Consider the following 16,171-nt stretch of genomic DNA (forward strand, 5'->3'; position numbering starts at 1 on the left):
GCTCCCGAGGTTGGCTCAGTTATTTATTGAGTCGCCATAAGACTCTTCGATCAAGTTCATGGCGGATATGGCGTTTGAAGCCACTCCAACCAACGAAATCTATGGATTGTTGCAACTGCCGAAGCCGATCAATCTGAGTCCATTTTGTTGACGTGCGGGAGTGTAACCACTGCTTCTCCTTAACGATGCATTCCAATTCGTTCAGGAAGTCTGCGCGCTGCGCCTCCTTATGGTAGGCCGCTGCATCGATTGCTGCCTTGCTTCCGATCTCTCGCCTGAGGTTGGCATCTTGTGCGAGAACTCGCATCCAATCAGCGGCTTCACTGACGCGAGGTTCGGCCCATTTCGCTTTTTTGCGGAGTTGGAAAGGGCCGTCTGCTCCCATGCCGGAGTATGGAATGAGGTCGTAACCAACCAGACATGAGTTGGTGTGCTTCATATAGGACATATTTCCAGACCATGCGGTGGCAATCACAGGTTTACCAAGTAGCATGCTTTCAAGCGGACCCAAGCCTAGACCTTCCGATCGATGCAGGGAAACAAACACATCGCAACTCGCGTAAAGGCTGAGGACTTCCGAGTAAGGAAGAGATTGAGGCAGGATGTGAATTCGGGGATCGTTTGCGCACCGCTGCCTGAGTTGCTGGACGAGAGCTCCAGGATCACAACCTTTGGTCTTAACGTCTGCATTATTAAGTTTAACTACAAGGTGGGCTCCCTCGTCTCTGAGGGGATACGCCGCAAGAAATGCGTCGATCACTGCGAATGGATTTTTCCGCGCGGGGTCGTGGTGAGGGTCGAAGCTGCAAATAAACAAGACGCAGTCTTTCGGAAGGCCGAATTTTTCCCGTGATGGGAAGATATCGGAAGGTAGATACAGTGGATGCTTGCACTCGATCGTCAATGTGTTTCGTACATTTGTATCGAAGATATGTTTGACAAATCCGGATCCGCAAACAAGCACATCTAATAGTGCGAGCGCCTCGGCATGGTGACTTGGTATAGAGGTGACTTCGTACCACATCAGACCTACATTTAGACGCTCAGCAGAGAAGATATCTGGGGACGATTTAAGCAATAGATGTGGGAGTTGGTACAACGCGATAAAAAACATGTTGACGGAGTACGGTAATTCGCTCCCCGCCGGCACGACCAGAGATTGAAAGTCGAAATCCCGGCCTCTCTCGGAGCGGCCAAAATCGATATCATGGACTGCGACTGGCACGCCTTTTTCCTGAAATAGCTTGATAAACTGGCGCGCAGTAATGCCCAAGCTGACATTGCTGCTTACGTAACCAATTACATTGATGCCAAAAGGGAGTGCCATGCGCTTATGCTTTTTTTTGCTGCTTACGGAGGGTTCTAACCTTGGGCGGACAGTTTCCGAACCTGCCCAGATAATAGTCACGCAGAGCCATCAGCGTAGCCTGGTTCATTGGATTGGCCAGGCTCCGCCGTACCGTCTTCAGCCAAGTGGTAAGTGACCACAGCAATTTTTTTACAAACGGAAGGTTCATCTTTGCCAGGATCAATGGCGGCAATAAAATTCGGCACAAGGTGCGAAGATTTTCTTTATGCAGACTAATTCTGGCTGACTGAGAGAGGTGTTTTTTTGCCCAGAGCAGTTTGTTGCGGACCATAAAATAGCTGAAAAGCGGAGTATCAGCACCACCAAAAGACGAAGAAATTTTGTGCCAAAGCTTGGCGTCAGGAACAACGATACATTTGTGGCCGCTTGCCCTTGCTCTATAACACCAGTCCGTTTCCTCATACGAAAGGAAGAAACGTTCATCTAGCAGGCCAACTTCCTTGAATGTCTCGGCGCCAGCGAATAACGCGCACCCGGTTATGTAATCTACTTCTGCCACGCGATTGAATTCAGTGGAACCTGACTGGCCATGTCCAATGTGTTCGAAGCTATTTGACCCACTGTTCCATTGGCCACCAGCAAACCAGAGCTTGTCTGGTTCGTCGTAGAAAAAAATCTTTGCACCCAAGATAGAGCCAGATGGCAGGAGTTTCTCTGCATTTATGAATGCACTTAGTAAATTAGTTGAGACGACGGTATCATTATTAAGTAATAAAACGTAATCCGCGCCATGCTCCAGTACCCAACGAATGCCGACGTTGTTCCCGCCTGCATAACCCAGATTGGCACCGGTTTGCAGAAGGGTTGTGTCGGGGTATTGCTTCGAAATGGCATCGACTGAGTCATCAGTGGAACCGTTGTCCACCACGATAACTTCATAGTTTGGGTAGTCCAGTTGGCCGACAGAAGCCAAACATTCAAGTGTGTCTTCCTTGCCATTCCAGTTAAGAATGACAATGGAGACCTTGGCCATTGCTGACAGCACAGGGGCTTCTATATCGATGAGCATTAAAGTGGGATCAAGCATCTAGAAGATTCTTAATCAAGTATTACCGCCAGATATTTTACGAGGAAGCCAAGTTAACATCCGGCCTAGACGGTATGATCGCGAATTGACAACATCATTAAGCTGCTTACTTAGGCTTTCCAATCGCGCATCTAGCCGAGGTTTTTCCGAGGATTGCGCTTGATAGTCAGCCAGGATTTTTGCTGCGTCGAAAAGGCTAACCCCGACAGGGGGTACGGTTTCATCAGAGGCCATACAAATGTTGTACGTTGGCTCAGGTAGTTGCGCACTTGAGTCTATTTCACCAACAGTACCAGCGTAGTATTCGAAAGCAGTATTGTTTTGTTCGGAAACCAATAGTGATCCATAGGCAAGCTTCTGGAAAACCATCGTCACGTTTTTGAAATATTTCGCTGAAAGGTTACGGAACTCTTCGAGATAAAGCTCTTTGACGTGATATTCATTCTCGAATTTTGGTAAATCCGAGTAAAAGAGTTTGTCCGGCGTCGAAATAATCAATAATCCACCAGGGCGAAGTACTCTCTTTATTTCTGCGTACATCTCCTCGTGCATATTGTGATGTTCTAGCGTTTCGAAACTTACAACTACATCAACAGAACATGCGTCCAACGGGATACTGTCGGCGCGACCCTCGAGATAGCGGAGGTTCGATCGTTGGTATTTCGACTGCGAATGTTCTATAGCTTCCTTAGCAATATCGACACCTATGACGCTCTTGGCTCGGGTGGCTAGGAGATCAGAACCATAGCCCTCTCCAGACGCAATATCCAAGATGTCCTTATTGTCACAAAACTCCATCGCAAGCGCATACCGATGCATGTGCTCGATCGCAATTTCATCCTGCCTCTCAGGTACAAATCTCTCGCCAGTAAAAGGTAATGCGTGATCTGCTAATGTTGTTTTATTCATCCTATTTCTCTTCAAAGATGGAACGATTGTGAACGGCATTGCAAATGTGGCAGGTATTCGGAGAGATAGCCGGGATTTCTGCTACTTCGCGGCCCTCTAGCAACCAGTGTGCATCCAAGGCGAAGAATCCCTCGCGCACCGTAATTGGTACATCGCCGACCACCTGAAAATGCTTCAGGTTCTCGCCATAGAAGATGCCACCCGCCGCTTGACCGGCGGTTACGCCAAAACGCAGTGAATAGACACCCGGCAGAAGCGGCAAACGGGCTATTTTGCACACGATCTCATGCTCACCAGGTGGGAGGTGGCTGATATGGAGTTGCTCTTCGCTGTTGTGGGTGGTCAAGTACAGAAAGTCTGTCGTATGAAAGCCGAAGCCGAAGGTGACTTCGTCCAGTCTCTGGAGTGCCCGGATTCTGAAATGAACCACACAGTCGTGGTTATACGAAAGGCGGTCGGTCCTTTGGTCGTCATGATCCAGAAAATATAGTTCCATTAATTCGAGTTCGCCACTGGTGTCGGTGCGCGTCGGTGCAAGGACAGTGCTGGCCTTGATCTTCTCGTCACTCTGTTCGTAGAAGCTGTCGCATACCGCTTGTGGAGTCCCATCCAAATTGATTCGTCCGTGGTCTAACATAATGACTCGGCTACACAGTCGTTGTACCTGTCGGATGTTATGGCTCACCAGCAATACAGTTTTACCTTGTCGCTTGATCAAATCCTCCATCCGGTCAAAGCACTTGCGCTGAAACGCCAGATCGCCCACCGCCAGCACTTCATCCACGATCAGGATGTCTGATTCCACACTGGTGGCGATGGAAAATCCCAGCCGCACCTGCATGCCCGAGGAATAACGCTTGATCGGGGTGTCAATGAACTCTTCCAGTTCGGCGAAGGCGACGATTTCATCGAATTTGCGCGTTATTTCTGCCTTGGAGATGCCGAGGATGGCACCGTTGAGGTAGATGTTTTCGCGCCCGGTGAGGTCGCCTATCAGACCGGCGCCGACTTCGATGAGCGGTGCCACTTTGCCTTTGACGCTGATGCTGCCGCTGGAGGGTTTTGAAATATTGGCCAGCAGCTTGAGTATGGTGCTCTTGCCGGCGCCGTTGTGGCCGATGATGCCGACGACTTCGCCTGCTTCGATGCTGAAGTTGACGTCGTCCAGCGCCTTGAACGGCGCGCGTTCTTCAACCGGCTGGCCGGTGAGCCGCCGCCACTGGTTGAGCGCAGTGGTTTTCAGGCTGTGTATCTGGCCGAGCTTGTATTCCTTGGTGACGTGGTTGACTTCAATGATGCTCATAGCGGGTAGTTGTTAGCGGATAGGGGGTTAGTGGGTGGCGTATTGTTTAAAGGACATACGTTTCGCCACGATGTCACAATAGGTCAATGAGTTCATCTACAGTAAGGCCCGCTTGCTTGATGATGGCGCGAAGGGTGCCCTTTGCAACTTCGTCATGGTCGGGAATCACGAGACGGCGATGAGGCGCTTCAACCTGCCGGAGCACGATGTGACTCCCTTTCTGGCGGTCTTTCTCAAAGCCGATTTTTGCCAGGGCTGCCACGACCTTACGACCCGAAACTTGAGGTAGGCTGCTCACGCAGCCACCTCAACGACCTCTTCGTCGATGGAAGGGGGAATGGGCTCGTCGTGCTCCTTCAGGCTCTCCAGATAAGCTTCTATGGCCTCTCGGATATTGGCTAGTGCCTCCACTCGTGTCGCACCCTGGGACACGCATCCGGGAAGGGCGGGAACCTCCGCCACGAGCATTCCGTCTTCGTCTTGCTGGATAATGACGCGGTATTTCATTTTTGCCTCCATCCATTAAATTAAAGTAGTCAGTAGCGTACAGGATTAGTCAATCACGCAATCAATGGGGTCAGCACCAATTTTCGGTTTTGCCGGCCTGTTGGCGCCAATAATACCTACAACCTCGCCTTGCTCAACGGAGAAACTGACGTCATCCAGCGCCTTGAACGGGGCGCGCTCTTCAACCGGCTGGCCGGTGAGCCGCCGCCACTGGTTGAGCGCGGTGGTTTTCAGGCTGTGCAGCTGGCCGAGCTTGTATTCCTTGGTGACGTGGTTGACTTCGATGATGGGCATAGCGGTTAGCGTATAGGGGTTAGTGGTTAGTCAATTAGCTGGATCTGCGATACGTTTGCGCCAATATCCTGGCTCGCGGTGGCTGTGCATGAGCGAGATAATCAGTACGTAATCGGTTTCAACCGAGTAAAGTACTGCATAAGGAAAGACGCGGGTAAGGCATCGGCGAATATCCTCTTCGAGCACCGGCCAACGGTCGGGCGTTTCAATAATCTGCTGGATGACATGTTCCACTGCCGCAATGAACCGAAGTTCCAGTCCCTTCTGACACTCCGCGTAATGGCGAGCGGCATCTTCGTACTCGGCCAGTGCCTCAGGGTGAAACTCGAATCTCATCGCGTGACCGATTTCCGGACGCGATCCAGCACTTCCTGACCCGGAATGGTTTTAACCAGGCCATTCCTGACGTCATCACGGCGAGTGCGCGCTTCAGCAACCCAAAGCTGCCGTATATAGCCGTCCTCCAAGGGGTCAAGACTTTCAACAAGGCGATCAGCAAGCAAAGCCCGTGCTTCGCTAGGGAGGGAAAGCGCTTCCTCGGCGATTTGTTCAATTGTGAGGCTCATCTTCAGGGCTCCTAGGGGTTAGTGAAGTAACGTGTAGCGGTTAGTTGTTGGCAGATAGCGGATAGTTTAAAGGGTAGGCTACGGGCTGGTTTCCAAACGGGCGCGCCAATTTCGATACAGTGCGGCCAAAGCTTTGGCTGCATCAATTGCAGCCATCAGAGCGGCAAAGCGAACCTCCGGTTGGTCTGGATATTCGTGGGCCAACCTGTTACGAACTTCGCGCCAGGCCAACCAATTGTCCACATCAAGGTAACCCAGCTTTTCCAAACGATTTAGCCGGTCACGCATGGGCCAATCTTCAAGCGGCTCACGCAGGCTGGCCAGTGTTGCTGGTATGAGGCGCTCCCCCACCGTGTCCTGCAATTTGATAAAGCGGAAAAGCAGTTGGTCCACAATCCGGACACGGGCGCGATCACTTTCCAACGCCTGCCATGTGATCGCAGGCGATACGCTCCATTCTGCTAATGCTTCCGTAAGTATGTCCAGGTGGCGATCTGCCTCCCAAAGCACAGCAGCAAGTTTGTCTGTCGGCATCATACTTGCGCCACCTGGATTCCTTCACGTTTTGCCGCAATAACAACTTCCCGCGAATCTTGCTGGTTTTGCGTGGCAATGACGACATCGATGCGCTGTTCATCAAGCAACCGGTAGATGCGCGACACAAAACGGGTACGACGTCGCACTAACTCCGCAGGAAGCATGGCTTCGGGAATCTCAACCAGCAGATCAATGTCTCCCCCACGCTTGCTGTCATCCACCCGGGAACCAAAGAGAAACACTGCTGTACCAGGAGTAAAGGCATCCCGGGCAGCTTGTGCAATGGCATTTACCTCTTTGGGTTGCAATCTCATGTTTATCCTATAAAACGCAGACGATGATAATTCATGTCCATACGGGTTCAGTTTTTTCGCAGGGCGACTAACAGTGTTCGCATTGGGCGCGGAAAATGCGACAAACGGTCATACACCTGTAAGGCATCCTTGGCGTGGTAGGTATGTGACATCCGGTTTCTGGCCTCCAGCATTTCCAGCCAGAGCGGTTCATCATCTATCCAAGCTTGCGCAAAGGCTGTTTTCAGACAGGATCTGGGCGATCCACCTGCTTCCAGGCCAGCCTGTTCAGCAAGAATTTTGACCGATTTCCATGCCAGCTCAAACGTGAACTCGAAATACTGGATGCAACCGGCCTTGATCAGGTCACTTGCCGGCGCCACTTGCATGGCGGCTTCAAACTGATCAAGCGCAGCTGCGAAGTCGTCAATGATCCAGCTTTCACTCATAGATCACCTCTGCATTTTTCAGTGCTTGCGAACGGAATCGCTCGCTGACCCGGGCGAAGTCGACCCAGTCGATGCGGTACAAGGTTGGCAATTCGTCGAGCATGTCCTGGATGGCAAAAAAATCTTCCAGGGGGAGGGGTGTTTTGCCAACCACGCCCAAATCAAAATCGGAACGCGACTTGGCCTTGCCTTGAGCGCGAGAACCGAACAGGACAACCTGATGCCCGCCCAGGCGGTTTGTATTGGCGCGCATGGTGGCGACAAGCATCGCCCGGATTTCCTGCTCCCGCGTGTCTGTTGTCTGTGTATCGATATTGGTCATGGTGGTCAAGCTTTCTCAATCCCTCTCGCTATACTCGCTGTCTTTAAATCACGTCCGCGAAATACGATTCCGCCCGCTTGAAGAAGGCGTAGCTCAAGGGCAGCAGGATGGCGATCAGGATCATGCCGGGAATCATGGCTGCTACGTCGGGGGCTTCATTTCTCAATACCACGCTTTGAAACGCGTCGATGATGCCGGCCAGCGGGTTCAGTGTGTACAGGGTATAGAGTGTGTTCGACCACTCGCCGGCCGCCTGATGCACCAGCAGTTTTTCTTTTACCAGATGCAAAGGATAGATCACCGGCGAGGCATACATAAGCAGGGAAAGCAGCACCGGCAGCGCGGTGCCGACGTCGCGGTAATAGACATTGATGGCGGCGCCGACGAAAGCAACGGTCAAAGCCGCCAGCAGGGTGTAGAGAATAATGAGTGGCACCCAAAGCATATAGATGCTGGGCATCATCTGATACCAGACCATGAGCCCAGCCAGAATAAAGAAGTTGATACCCAGCTCCACCAGTTTGGTGACGACCGCTGTGAGCGGGAATATTTCGCGCGGGAAGTAGATTTTCTTGATCAGGTTGGCGTTGCCCACGACACTGGTCACGCCTTCCGATGCCGATTCCTGAAAAAAGGTCCACGGCATCAACGCGGCGAAGGTCAGGATAGGGTAGGGAATATTGCCGCTATCGATGCCGACGAAACTCTTGACCAGGGTGAAGATCAGCATCAGCGTGAGCGGCTTGACGATTGCCCAGGCGATGCCCAGATACGCCTGCTTGTAACGCACGGTGATGTTTTTCCATGCCAGTGCGATCAACAGTTCGCGATAACCGTACAGGCTTTTTGATGCTTGAATCATATGGAGTGGCTCTAAAGTTAGTGGCGATTTGGTCGCGTTTATTGTAATCAATGATTATGACGGGGAATTATCGTCGCCTATTCATTATGTTGGCAATCTTATGTATAAAGCAAACGCTATGCCTGCAAGCTGGCTTCACGCATTGGCAAGCAGACTTGCTGCTTATACCTTGTTTTTGATCGCGCATCCCAATAAAGATCGACACATGCTGATAATGGGCAGGACGGCAAGCCATGTCCAGGCCCGCGGCAGGATCGACTATAATGGCCGCCCAGGTTGGGAGCTTGACACTCCTGACGAACTGCCAACGCTCTTTTTGAGCGTATTTCCGACATGGCCCGGAGTCGGCTATGTCGGAGAATTGTTTTAGGAAAAACAAACGTGGAGGCTCCAGCAAATGGCTGTGCCAGAACCGTTGAACTAAACGGCGATGAGATGAGTGGTCATTACCATTTTTTAGCGCAGTGCACAGTAAATTGCCGCGATAAACGCCAGTCAGTTGAAAAATAATTACAAAATTTATGCGCTATGACGCGCACAGGAAGCCGATAATGCAATATCCGTGGAAGGAAACGCTGATTCGCTATGGCAGCCTGCTAATGCTGGGCATTGTCATCGCCTGGACGCTGACCGCGTTAAACTCACCTTTCAAGTACCCCTTCGAAAACGACAGCACGGGCGTTATTCAGGAAGCCGAGTTTTGGCACGCCGGTCAGGGGCTAATGCGCACTGCATCGCTGACCCAGCTGCCGCAGTTGTTTGCACCCACCACGCTGTTTCCTCCAGGCTACTCGTTGCTGGTGGGTAGTGTCATCCTCGGTGGAATATCAGCAGATACGGCGGCGTTGTGGGTAAGCCGTTTTTTCTGGGTGTTGATGCCACTTGCCGTGGCGTTTGCACTGGCACCGCTTACCGGTTTTGCGCGGGCGGCGGTGTGCGGTGTGCTAGCGGCACTCTCGCCCGGCGCAGTGGAAAACGGTTACATGGCGATGACCGATGTGCCGTTTTTGGTGCTGGTGGCGTTTTCCCTGGGTTTGCTGGCGCGCGCCCAGAGAATGCGGCGCTGGGTGCCGGCGATGTTGATGGCCGGGTTGTTGAGCGGTACTGCTTACGCCTTGCGCAATGCGGGCGCGGCATTGTTGGTCGCTGTAGTGTGCGCCTATGTGCTTGCCGTGCTGGTGCGCGCGTGCAGTGTGAAGCTGGCCATTTCGCATCTGGTGGTTTGGGGGCTGGGCGTGGCATGCATGGCGGTGCCGCTGTTTTGGCGCAACTATCTGTTGTTCGGACAGCTCCAGCCTTATCAAAACAGCGAGGCGTCATTTGGCTATCTGCAAAGCCTGCGGATTTTCATATCCGGTCTGTTCATGGATATGAGCGGATCAAAAACTATCGCGCTGCTAGCGTGGGATTTCAAGTTGTTGCTGCTGGCCGGCGTACCGATGGCCGCTGGGTTGCTGTACCTGGCGCTGGTCCAATTACGCCGTGCCGTGCCGGAACAGCGCTTCACAATCTTGTTGTTGGCAAGCTATGCGGTGCTGGCAAGTATCATTGTTATCATTGCGCAGAAACGTTACGGTGTAGATGGCTCGGTACGCTACGCCATGCAATCCACGTGGGTGATGCTGGGGTTGGCGGCATATGCGCTATTCAGCAAGAAAAAACTTTTCCTGCTGCTGACCGCGTTATTACTGGCAGGCCGTGCAGTGTATTTAAACGATGATCTGCAGCGTGAAGGTTACATCGCCGAAGCATTTGCCTCTTCCCCTCGCTTTGTCGACGCGGCTGCCGTACTGCCCAAGGACTGGATACTCACCAACCGGATCAAGTATGAATTGGCGCGGGACAGTACGCTGCCTAGTCTAGTGACGCACTTGCCGGTGGATGCGGTGATCGTGTCCAATCAGGATACCTTCGTGCAGAGGCTGGTGCGTAGTCGCGCCATCATGCACCTGGAGCTAGACAGCGCGACGGATAGCAAGGGCTTTGCGGCGGTAGCGCAGATTGTGGCGGCGCGTGCGCCGGGCAGGCCGTTATACTGTCTGATTGTGCCCACCAACCGCATGTTGCGTGGGCCGTCGGCGCGCGATTGGGAGCGGCAGATTGCGCAAACGGCAGCCGGTCAATTTGATGTCATCGAACAACACGATAATTACCAGCTGTTGAAGTTGCGGGATAGATTCGGTGCACGCTGAATGTCACCACTATCATGCTTGTGGCGGAATGCAGACAGGCACCCTTGCTCATGACTGACACCCAACCGACAAGCCAGCCACGCAAGCTTGGGGGCCAGTTTTTGCTATTCGCCGGGGTGGGCGCAATCGGCACCGCCGCCCAATATGGTGTACTTATCGCGCTGGTTCGACTGGCTCGAATGGACGCGGTGTTGGCCTCCACGGCGGGTTTTGCAGTGGGTGCCTGCGTGAATTACGTGCTCAATTACCTGTTCACGTTTAACAGCAGCAAACGTCATACCGAAGCGCTGCCCAAGTTTTTTACAGTGGCGTTGCTGGGGATGGGGATCAATGCCGCCATCATGGCTGGGCTGGTGCACGAGGTCGGCATGCATTACCTGTTGGCGCAAATTGTGGCGACGGGCTTGGTGTTGGTGTGGAATTTCGCCGGCAGCAAGTTGTGGGTATTCAGGGAGAATACAACTTGAACAAAGATGAGCCGATCACGCTGTCAGTAGTGGTGCCGGCCTACAACGAACAGGAAGTGCTACCGGCGTTTCACCGCCGGTTGAGCGCGGTCCTCGATAGCCTGGGTGTGACCAGCGAGGTGGTCTACGCCAACGACGGCAGCTGCGACGGCACGCTGGCGTTGCTGGAACTACTGGCCGCTGTCGATCCGCGGGTGGCCATCGTCGATTTGAGCCGCAATTTCGGCAAGGAAATCGCCCTCACTGCCGGCATGGACCACGCGCGTGGCGAGGCAGTGGTGGTGATTGACGCCGATCTGCAGGATCCGCCCGAACTCATCCCCGAACTGGTCAAATACTGGCGCGAGGGTTTCGATGTGGTGTATGCCAAACGCACCGTGCGCGACGGCGAGTCGTGGATAAAGAAGTCGACTGCCAAGCTGTTCTACCAAGTGATCCGCGGCATGAGCCGGGTCGACATCCCGCAGGATGTGGGCGATTTCCGGCTGTTATCGCGGCGCGCGCTAGATGCGCTGGGCAGCTTGCGCGAGCAGCACCGCTTCATGAAGGGTCTGTTCGCGTGGATCGGCTTTCCCAGCAAGGCGGTGCTGTACAAGCGCGATCCGCGCTTCGCTGGCGAAACCAAATGGAATTACTGGAAGCTGTGGAATTTTGCGCTGGAAGGTATCACCTCGTTCACCATCGCGCCGCTCAAGATCGCCACTTATGTGGGAATGTTGGCGTCGCTGGGCGCTTTCGTGTACGCCGCCTGGATCGTTTACCGCACCCTCATGCATGGCGACCCGGCGCGCGGTTATCCGTCGATGATGGTGGTGATCCTGTTCTTCGGCGGCCTGCAATTGATGGGCATGGGTATAATCGGCGAATATCTTGGGCGCATGTTCGATGAAACCAAAAATCGTCCGTTGTATTTTCTGAAAGGCTACACACCTTCCAGACCGACCAACCCGGAAAGCAAGACCTGATGCAAACACTCACCGTAGACCTGGGCGAGCGCAGCTACCCCATCCACATAGGCGCCAAACTGCTGCACCAGCCCGCTTTGATCCTGCCATATCTGGCGCAAAAGCGCGTCGCCATCGTTACCAATACCACGGTGGCGCCGTTGTATCTGCAAACCCTCACCGACGGCCTGGCGCTGAACAACGTGGAAGTGGTGCCCATAGTGCTGCCCGACGGCGAGCAATACAAAACCTGGGAAACGCTGAATACGATTTTCGACGCGCTGCTGACCCATCGCTGCGAGCGCAAGACCACGTTGATCGCCTTGGGCGGCGGCGTGATCGGCGACTTGACCGGTTTTGCGGCAGCGAGTTACCTGCGCGGCGTGCCGTTTATCCAGATTCCCACCACGCTGCTGGCGCAGGTGGATTCGTCGGTGGGCGGCAAGACCGGCATCAACCATCCGCTGGGCAAGAACATGGTTGGCGCGTTCTACCAGCCGCAACTGGTGCTGGCCGATACCGATACGCTGAAAACCCTGCCGCCGCGCGAACTGTCTGCCGGGCTGGCGGAGGTGATCAAGTACGGGCTGATCTACGACGCGGCATTTTTCGACTGGCTCGAAGCCAACGTCGAAAAACTGCGCGCCCTGGATGCGGAGGCCATTGCCTACGCGGTGCGCCGCTCGTGCGAAGTCAAGGCCGAAGTGGTGGCCAAGGACGAGCGCGAATCCGGCCTGCGCGCGTTGCTGAATCTCGGCCATACCTTCGGCCACGCCATCGAATCCGGCATGGGCTACGGCAACTGGCTGCATGGCGAGGCGGTGGCTGCCGGTACCGTGCTGGCGGCGGACGTGTCGCGGCGCATGGGGCTGATGAGCGCCGCCGAAGTCGAGCGCGTGCGCAGCCTGTACCGCCGTGCCGGCCTGCCCGACACCGCGCCCGATCTGGGCGTGGAAGCATACATGCAGCACATGGGGCTGGATAAAAAAGTCGAAGGCGGGCGCATCCGCTTTGTGTTGTTGCGCGGCATCGGGGCGGCGTTTGTCACCGCCGAGGTACCGCAAGCCGACCTGGAGGCGGCGCTTACCCACTATGTCCAGCCGGCCTGAACTTGCTCCCTACGCCGCCCGCAGCGCCGATTCGCGCGGGCGGCGTCACCCTGAACCGTCGGCCACGCCGCGCAGCGAATTCCAGCGCGACCGCGATCGCATCATTCATTCCAGCGCCTTCCGCCGGCTGGAATACAAGACCCAGGTGTTCGTGAACCACGAAGGCGACCTGTTCCGCACGCGTCTTACTCATAGCCTGGAAGTCGCGCAGATCGGCCGTACCATCGCGCGCATCATGACGCTGAACGAAGATTTGGTGGAGGCGGTGTCGCTGGCGCACGACCTCGGCCATACGCCGTTCGGCCACGCCGGGCAGGACGCGCTCAACGCCTGCATGAAGGAATACGGCGGCTTCGAACACAACCTGCAATCCTTGCGCGTGGTGGACAAGCTGGAAGAGCGCTACGCTGAATTCGACGGCCTCAATTTGTGCTTCGAGACGCGCGAAGGCATCCTCAAGCACTGCTCGCTGCATCATGCGCGCATGCTGGGTGACGTCGGTGAGCGCTTCATCATGAAACAGCAGCCCAGCCTGGAGGCGCAGGTTGCCAATCTCGCCGACGAGATCGCCTACAACAACCACGACGTCGATGATGGCCTGCGCTCGGGTCTGATCACGCTGGAGCAACTGGAACAGGTGGATCTGTTTGCGCGCCATCTGCAAGCGGCCAAGGCCAAATATCCGCAGCTCAATGGCCGCCGCCTGATCAATGAAACCGTGCGGCGCATGATCAACACTCTGGTGCTCGACCTGGTGGAGCACAGTCAGGCCGCCATTGATGCGGCGGGAGTGCAAAGCCTGGACGAAGTGCGCGCCGCGCCCATGCTCGTCGGTTTCAGCCCCGCTATTGCGGACGAAAATCGCGAGCTCAAACAGTTTTTACGCAAACATCTGTATCGCCATTTCCGTGTCGCGCGTATGAGCACCAAGGCTGTGCGTGTGGTTACCGACCTGTTCGGTGTGTTCCTGTCCGACCCCGGTTTGTTGCCCATGGAACACCAGGAAAAAGCCCATGGCGACGCGCCGCGTGCCATCGCAGACTATATCGCCGGGATGACAGACCGCTATGCCATGCGCGAGTACCGGCGGCTGTTTACGATTGAGGAAGTAAGCTTGTAGGCTTCCGGTCTTGGGTTGTTCGTAGCATTTTGAGGCATTAAACGAATGGCAAGTCTTGTATTGGACCGTTCGGTCCGTTATGGTTGTGTATCTTCCCCAAGCAAGCAAATTATGCCCCGCTGTCGCGAATTCGATATCGACCATGCCCTTGACCAGGCGCTCAACGCGTTCTGGCTCAAGGGGTATGAAGCAACCTCGATGACGGATCTGATGGCTGCCATGGGCTTGAGCAAAAGCAGCTTTTACGAATGTTTCGGGAGCAAGCGTGAGGCGCTGCTGGCGGCATTGAGCCGTTACAGCGAACGCGAGATGGCCGAAACGCGACGTCATTTCAGCGCCGCTGAGCCGGTTGCGGTGCTGCTTGCCGAGTGGGTCAGGCACAGTATCGATCCGGCGGCGTGTCGTCCCAGCCAGCGCTGCGGCTGTCTGATCGTGAATATTGCCGTGGAACTGGCGCCGCATGATCGTGAAATTGAAGATGCGGTGCGCCATCACCTCGACATGCTTGCCGCATTTCTGGCAGAAACCATCCAGCGTGGAAACGCGGATGGCTCGATACCGTCCGGGTTTGAGCCAGCCCACAGCGCCGACATGCTGCTTAATTTGATTGCCGGTATTCAGGTGCTGGCCAAAGGAGGTGTGGAAACGCACAGACTGGCGGCAATCATTGATGTGCAATTGGAATGCTTGCTAGGTTCTACGCATTAAGTAATCCGGTTTTTTTAACCATTTTGGACTGTTCAGTCCGTAACTACAGGAGCCAGTAATGACTATCCAGCACCAAAGTAATCCCGATGTAACAGCCATGAGCGATCTGTTCCAGCCTTACAAGCTGGGCGCCCTGACGCTGGCCAACCGTATTGTCATGGCGCCGCTTACCCGCAGCCGCGCACTGGCTGGCGATGTGCCCGGCCCGCTCGCGGTGACGTATTACACGCAGCGCGCCAGCGCCGGATTGATTATCAGCGAGGCGACGCAGATTTCCCAGCAGGGCAAAGGCTATATCCAGACACCAGGCATCTATAGCCCGGAACAGATTGCGGGATGGCGCAAGGTGACGGATGCGGTGCATGGAGCGGGCGGAAAAATATTCCTTCAGCTCTGGCATGTCGGACGCATTTCGCACCCCGATTTTCAGCCTGACGGCGGACTGCCCGTTGCGCCTTCGGCGATCAAACCCGAAGGCACGGTGTATACGAGCAAAGGCAAGGAAGACATGGTCACCCCACGGGCCCTGGAAACTGCCCAGATTGCCGGCATCGTTGCCGATTACCGCAATGCGTCACAGAATGCCCGCGACGCTGGTTTCGACGGCGTGGAGATACATGGCGCGAACGGCTACCTGCTCGATCAGTTCATGCGCGACAAAACCAACCAGCGTACCGATATTTACGGCGGCAGCATTGAAAACCGCGCGCGCCTGTTGCTCGAAGTCACCGATGCCGTGCTCTCGGTTTGGGATGCCGATCGTGTGGGGGTGCGCCTGTCGCCGCTGAGCACGTTCAACGACATCGACGACAGTGATCCGGCAGCGCTGTATGGCTATGTCGCTGACCAGTTGGCAGCGCGCAAACTCGGCTTCCTGCACATGATCGAAGGCAATACCGGCGGCCCGCGCGAAACCGGCCGCGATTTCGATTTCAAAGCCATGCGCAAGCGCTTCCCGAATACTTACATGGCCAATAATTGCTACACACGCGAGATGGCGCTTGCTGCAAGGGCTGACAATACTGTTGATCTCGTCGCCTTCGGCCGGCCGTTCATTTCCAACCCGGACCTGGTCGAGCGCTTGCGCCGCAATGCGCCGCTCAATGAGCTGGATCCCGCGACGCTATATGGTGGTGATGAGCATGGCTACACCGACTATCCTTTTCTGGATCATTAAGCGGGACTGAGCGATA

At 54.8% G+C, this 16,171-nt stretch carries 21 protein-coding genes; 7 read left to right on the forward strand and 14 right to left on the reverse strand.

Annotated features, from left to right (window positions below):
• Positions 1-19: 19 nt before the first annotated feature.
• From EI185_RS07780 to EI185_RS07845, 14 genes are all read right to left on the reverse strand, one after another.
• Complete coding sequence (locus EI185_RS07780; protein ID WP_124704563.1) at positions 20-1,327, reverse strand: glycosyltransferase family 4 protein; 1,308 nt, start codon at positions 1,325-1,327, stop codon at positions 20-22.
• Between the two features lie 4 nt (positions 1,328-1,331).
• On the reverse strand, positions 1,332-2,396 hold the full coding sequence (locus tag EI185_RS07785) for a glycosyltransferase family 2 protein (RefSeq protein WP_124704564.1): 1,065 nt from the start codon (positions 2,394-2,396) through the stop codon (positions 1,332-1,334).
• 15 nt (positions 2,397-2,411) lie between these two features.
• Complete coding sequence (locus EI185_RS07790; protein WP_223247739.1) at positions 2,412-3,305, reverse strand: class I SAM-dependent methyltransferase; 894 nt, start codon at positions 3,303-3,305, stop codon at positions 2,412-2,414.
• A gap of 1 nt (position 3,306) precedes the next feature.
• Positions 3,307-4,608 (reverse strand): ABC transporter ATP-binding protein, encoded by a 1,302-nt coding sequence (locus tag EI185_RS07795; protein WP_124704565.1) that lies wholly within the window; start codon positions 4,606-4,608, stop codon positions 3,307-3,309.
• 73 nt (positions 4,609-4,681) lie between these two features.
• Positions 4,682-4,906 carry a type II toxin-antitoxin system HicA family toxin gene (locus tag EI185_RS07800; protein ID WP_124704566.1) on the reverse strand — a complete coding sequence of 75 codons (225 nt, stop codon included), beginning with the start codon at positions 4,904-4,906 and terminating at the stop codon, positions 4,682-4,684.
• Complete coding sequence (locus EI185_RS07805; RefSeq protein WP_124704567.1) at positions 4,903-5,115, reverse strand: type II toxin-antitoxin system HicB family antitoxin; 213 nt, start codon at positions 5,113-5,115, stop codon at positions 4,903-4,905. The genes EI185_RS07800 and EI185_RS07805 overlap by 4 nt, the downstream gene beginning before the upstream one ends.
• A 45-nt stretch (positions 5,116-5,160) precedes the next feature.
• Positions 5,161-5,409 carry a hypothetical protein gene (locus tag EI185_RS07810; RefSeq protein WP_223247740.1) on the reverse strand — a complete coding sequence of 83 codons (249 nt, stop codon included), beginning with the start codon at positions 5,407-5,409 and terminating at the stop codon, positions 5,161-5,163.
• A gap of 30 nt (positions 5,410-5,439) precedes the next feature.
• Positions 5,440-5,745, reverse strand: a complete 306-nt coding sequence (locus EI185_RS07815) for a type II toxin-antitoxin system RelE/ParE family toxin (RefSeq protein WP_124704568.1) — start codon at positions 5,743-5,745, stop codon at positions 5,440-5,442.
• Positions 5,742-5,975, reverse strand: a complete 234-nt coding sequence (locus tag EI185_RS07820; RefSeq protein WP_124704569.1) for an addiction module protein — start codon at positions 5,973-5,975, stop codon at positions 5,742-5,744. Before EI185_RS07820 ends, EI185_RS07815 begins: the two co-directional genes overlap by 4 nt.
• A 78-nt stretch (positions 5,976-6,053) precedes the next feature.
• Entirely contained in the window at positions 6,054-6,512 is a 459-nt protein-coding gene (locus tag EI185_RS07825) for a hypothetical protein (protein ID WP_124704570.1), read from the reverse strand.
• Positions 6,509-6,826, reverse strand: coding sequence for a nucleotidyltransferase domain-containing protein (locus tag EI185_RS07830; protein WP_124704571.1), 318 nt, complete (start codon positions 6,824-6,826; stop codon positions 6,509-6,511). Before EI185_RS07830 ends, EI185_RS07825 begins: the two co-directional genes overlap by 4 nt.
• Positions 6,827-6,873: 47 nt before the next feature.
• Positions 6,874-7,254 carry an HI0074 family nucleotidyltransferase substrate-binding subunit gene (locus EI185_RS07835; protein ID WP_124704572.1) on the reverse strand — a complete coding sequence of 127 codons (381 nt, stop codon included), beginning with the start codon at positions 7,252-7,254 and terminating at the stop codon, positions 6,874-6,876.
• Positions 7,247-7,576 (reverse strand): nucleotidyltransferase family protein, encoded by a 330-nt coding sequence (locus EI185_RS07840; protein WP_223247749.1) that lies wholly within the window; start codon positions 7,574-7,576, stop codon positions 7,247-7,249. The genes EI185_RS07835 and EI185_RS07840 overlap by 8 nt, the downstream gene beginning before the upstream one ends.
• Positions 7,577-7,619: 43 nt before the next feature.
• The gene (locus EI185_RS07845) at positions 7,620-8,438 is read right to left on the reverse strand and encodes an ABC transporter permease (protein WP_124704574.1); all 819 of its coding nucleotides are present in this window, start codon (positions 8,436-8,438) and stop codon (positions 7,620-7,622) included.
• Between the two features lie 551 nt (positions 8,439-8,989).
• Here EI185_RS07845 and EI185_RS07855 point away from each other — a divergent pair.
• From EI185_RS07855 to EI185_RS07885, 7 genes are all read left to right on the forward strand, one after another.
• Entirely contained in the window at positions 8,990-10,630 is a 1,641-nt protein-coding gene (locus EI185_RS07855) for a glycosyltransferase family protein (protein ID WP_124704576.1), read from the forward strand.
• Positions 10,631-10,680: 50 nt separating this feature from the next.
• Positions 10,681-11,097: a GtrA family protein gene (locus EI185_RS07860; RefSeq protein ID WP_124704577.1), complete on the forward strand. Its 417-nt coding sequence runs from the start codon at positions 10,681-10,683 to the stop codon at positions 11,095-11,097.
• Complete coding sequence (locus EI185_RS07865; protein ID WP_223247741.1) at positions 11,094-12,062, forward strand: glycosyltransferase family 2 protein; 969 nt, start codon at positions 11,094-11,096, stop codon at positions 12,060-12,062. The genes EI185_RS07860 and EI185_RS07865 overlap by 4 nt, the downstream gene beginning before the upstream one ends.
• Positions 12,062-13,150: a 3-dehydroquinate synthase gene (gene aroB / locus EI185_RS07870; protein ID WP_124704578.1), complete on the forward strand. Its 1,089-nt coding sequence runs from the start codon at positions 12,062-12,064 to the stop codon at positions 13,148-13,150. The genes EI185_RS07865 and aroB overlap by 1 nt, the downstream gene beginning before the upstream one ends.
• On the forward strand, positions 13,134-14,270 hold the full coding sequence (locus EI185_RS07875; protein ID WP_124704579.1) for a deoxyguanosinetriphosphate triphosphohydrolase: 1,137 nt from the start codon (positions 13,134-13,136) through the stop codon (positions 14,268-14,270). The genes aroB and EI185_RS07875 overlap by 17 nt, the downstream gene beginning before the upstream one ends.
• A gap of 111 nt (positions 14,271-14,381) precedes the next feature.
• Entirely contained in the window at positions 14,382-14,978 is a 597-nt protein-coding gene (locus EI185_RS07880) for a TetR/AcrR family transcriptional regulator (RefSeq protein WP_189836331.1), read from the forward strand.
• 97 nt (positions 14,979-15,075) lie between these two features.
• Positions 15,076-16,155: an alkene reductase gene (locus tag EI185_RS07885; RefSeq protein ID WP_223247750.1), complete on the forward strand. Its 1,080-nt coding sequence runs from the start codon at positions 15,076-15,078 to the stop codon at positions 16,153-16,155.
• Positions 16,156-16,171: the final 16 nt, after the last annotated feature.

Origin of the sequence: Sulfuriferula multivorans (genome assembly GCF_003851125.1) — a bacterium.
Lineage (GTDB): Bacteria > Pseudomonadota > Gammaproteobacteria > Burkholderiales > Sulfuriferulaceae > Sulfuriferula > Sulfuriferula multivorans.

Coding starts and splice junctions, on each gene's coding strand:
- EI185_RS07780 (WP_124704563.1), bottom strand. CDS start 1,327: ATGGCACTCCCTTTTGGCATCAATGTAATTGGTTACGTAAGCAGCAAT.
- EI185_RS07785 (WP_124704564.1), bottom strand. CDS start 2,396: ATGCTTGATCCCACTTTAATGCTCATCGATATAGAAGCCCCTGTGCTG.
- EI185_RS07790 (WP_223247739.1), bottom strand. CDS start 3,305: ATGAATAAAACAACATTAGCAGATCACGCATTACCTTTTACTGGCGAG.
- EI185_RS07795 (WP_124704565.1), bottom strand. CDS start 4,608: ATGAGCATCATTGAAGTCAACCACGTCACCAAGGAATACAAGCTCGGC.
- EI185_RS07805 (WP_124704567.1), bottom strand. CDS start 5,115: ATGAAATACCGCGTCATTATCCAGCAAGACGAAGACGGAATGCTCGTG.
- EI185_RS07810 (WP_223247740.1), bottom strand. CDS start 5,409: ATGCCCATCATCGAAGTCAACCACGTCACCAAGGAATACAAGCTCGGC.
- EI185_RS07815 (WP_124704568.1), bottom strand. CDS start 5,745: ATGAGATTCGAGTTTCACCCTGAGGCACTGGCCGAGTACGAAGATGCC.
- EI185_RS07820 (WP_124704569.1), bottom strand. CDS start 5,975: ATGAGCCTCACAATTGAACAAATCGCCGAGGAAGCGCTTTCCCTCCCT.
- EI185_RS07825 (WP_124704570.1), bottom strand. CDS start 6,512: ATGATGCCGACAGACAAACTTGCTGCTGTGCTTTGGGAGGCAGATCGC.
- EI185_RS07830 (WP_124704571.1), bottom strand. CDS start 6,826: ATGAGATTGCAACCCAAAGAGGTAAATGCCATTGCACAAGCTGCCCGG.
- EI185_RS07835 (WP_124704572.1), bottom strand. CDS start 7,254: ATGAGTGAAAGCTGGATCATTGACGACTTCGCAGCTGCGCTTGATCAG.
- EI185_RS07840 (WP_223247749.1), bottom strand. CDS start 7,576: ATGACCAATATCGATACACAGACAACAGACACGCGGGAGCAGGAAATC.
- EI185_RS07845 (WP_124704574.1), bottom strand. CDS start 8,438: ATGATTCAAGCATCAAAAAGCCTGTACGGTTATCGCGAACTGTTGATC.
- EI185_RS07855 (WP_124704576.1), top strand. CDS start 8,990: ATGCAATATCCGTGGAAGGAAACGCTGATTCGCTATGGCAGCCTGCTA.
- EI185_RS07860 (WP_124704577.1), top strand. CDS start 10,681: ATGACTGACACCCAACCGACAAGCCAGCCACGCAAGCTTGGGGGCCAG.
- aroB (WP_124704578.1), top strand. CDS start 12,062: ATGCAAACACTCACCGTAGACCTGGGCGAGCGCAGCTACCCCATCCAC.
- EI185_RS07875 (WP_124704579.1), top strand. CDS start 13,134: ATGTCCAGCCGGCCTGAACTTGCTCCCTACGCCGCCCGCAGCGCCGAT.
- EI185_RS07880 (WP_189836331.1), top strand. CDS start 14,382: ATGCCCCGCTGTCGCGAATTCGATATCGACCATGCCCTTGACCAGGCG.
- EI185_RS07885 (WP_223247750.1), top strand. CDS start 15,076: ATGAGCGATCTGTTCCAGCCTTACAAGCTGGGCGCCCTGACGCTGGCC.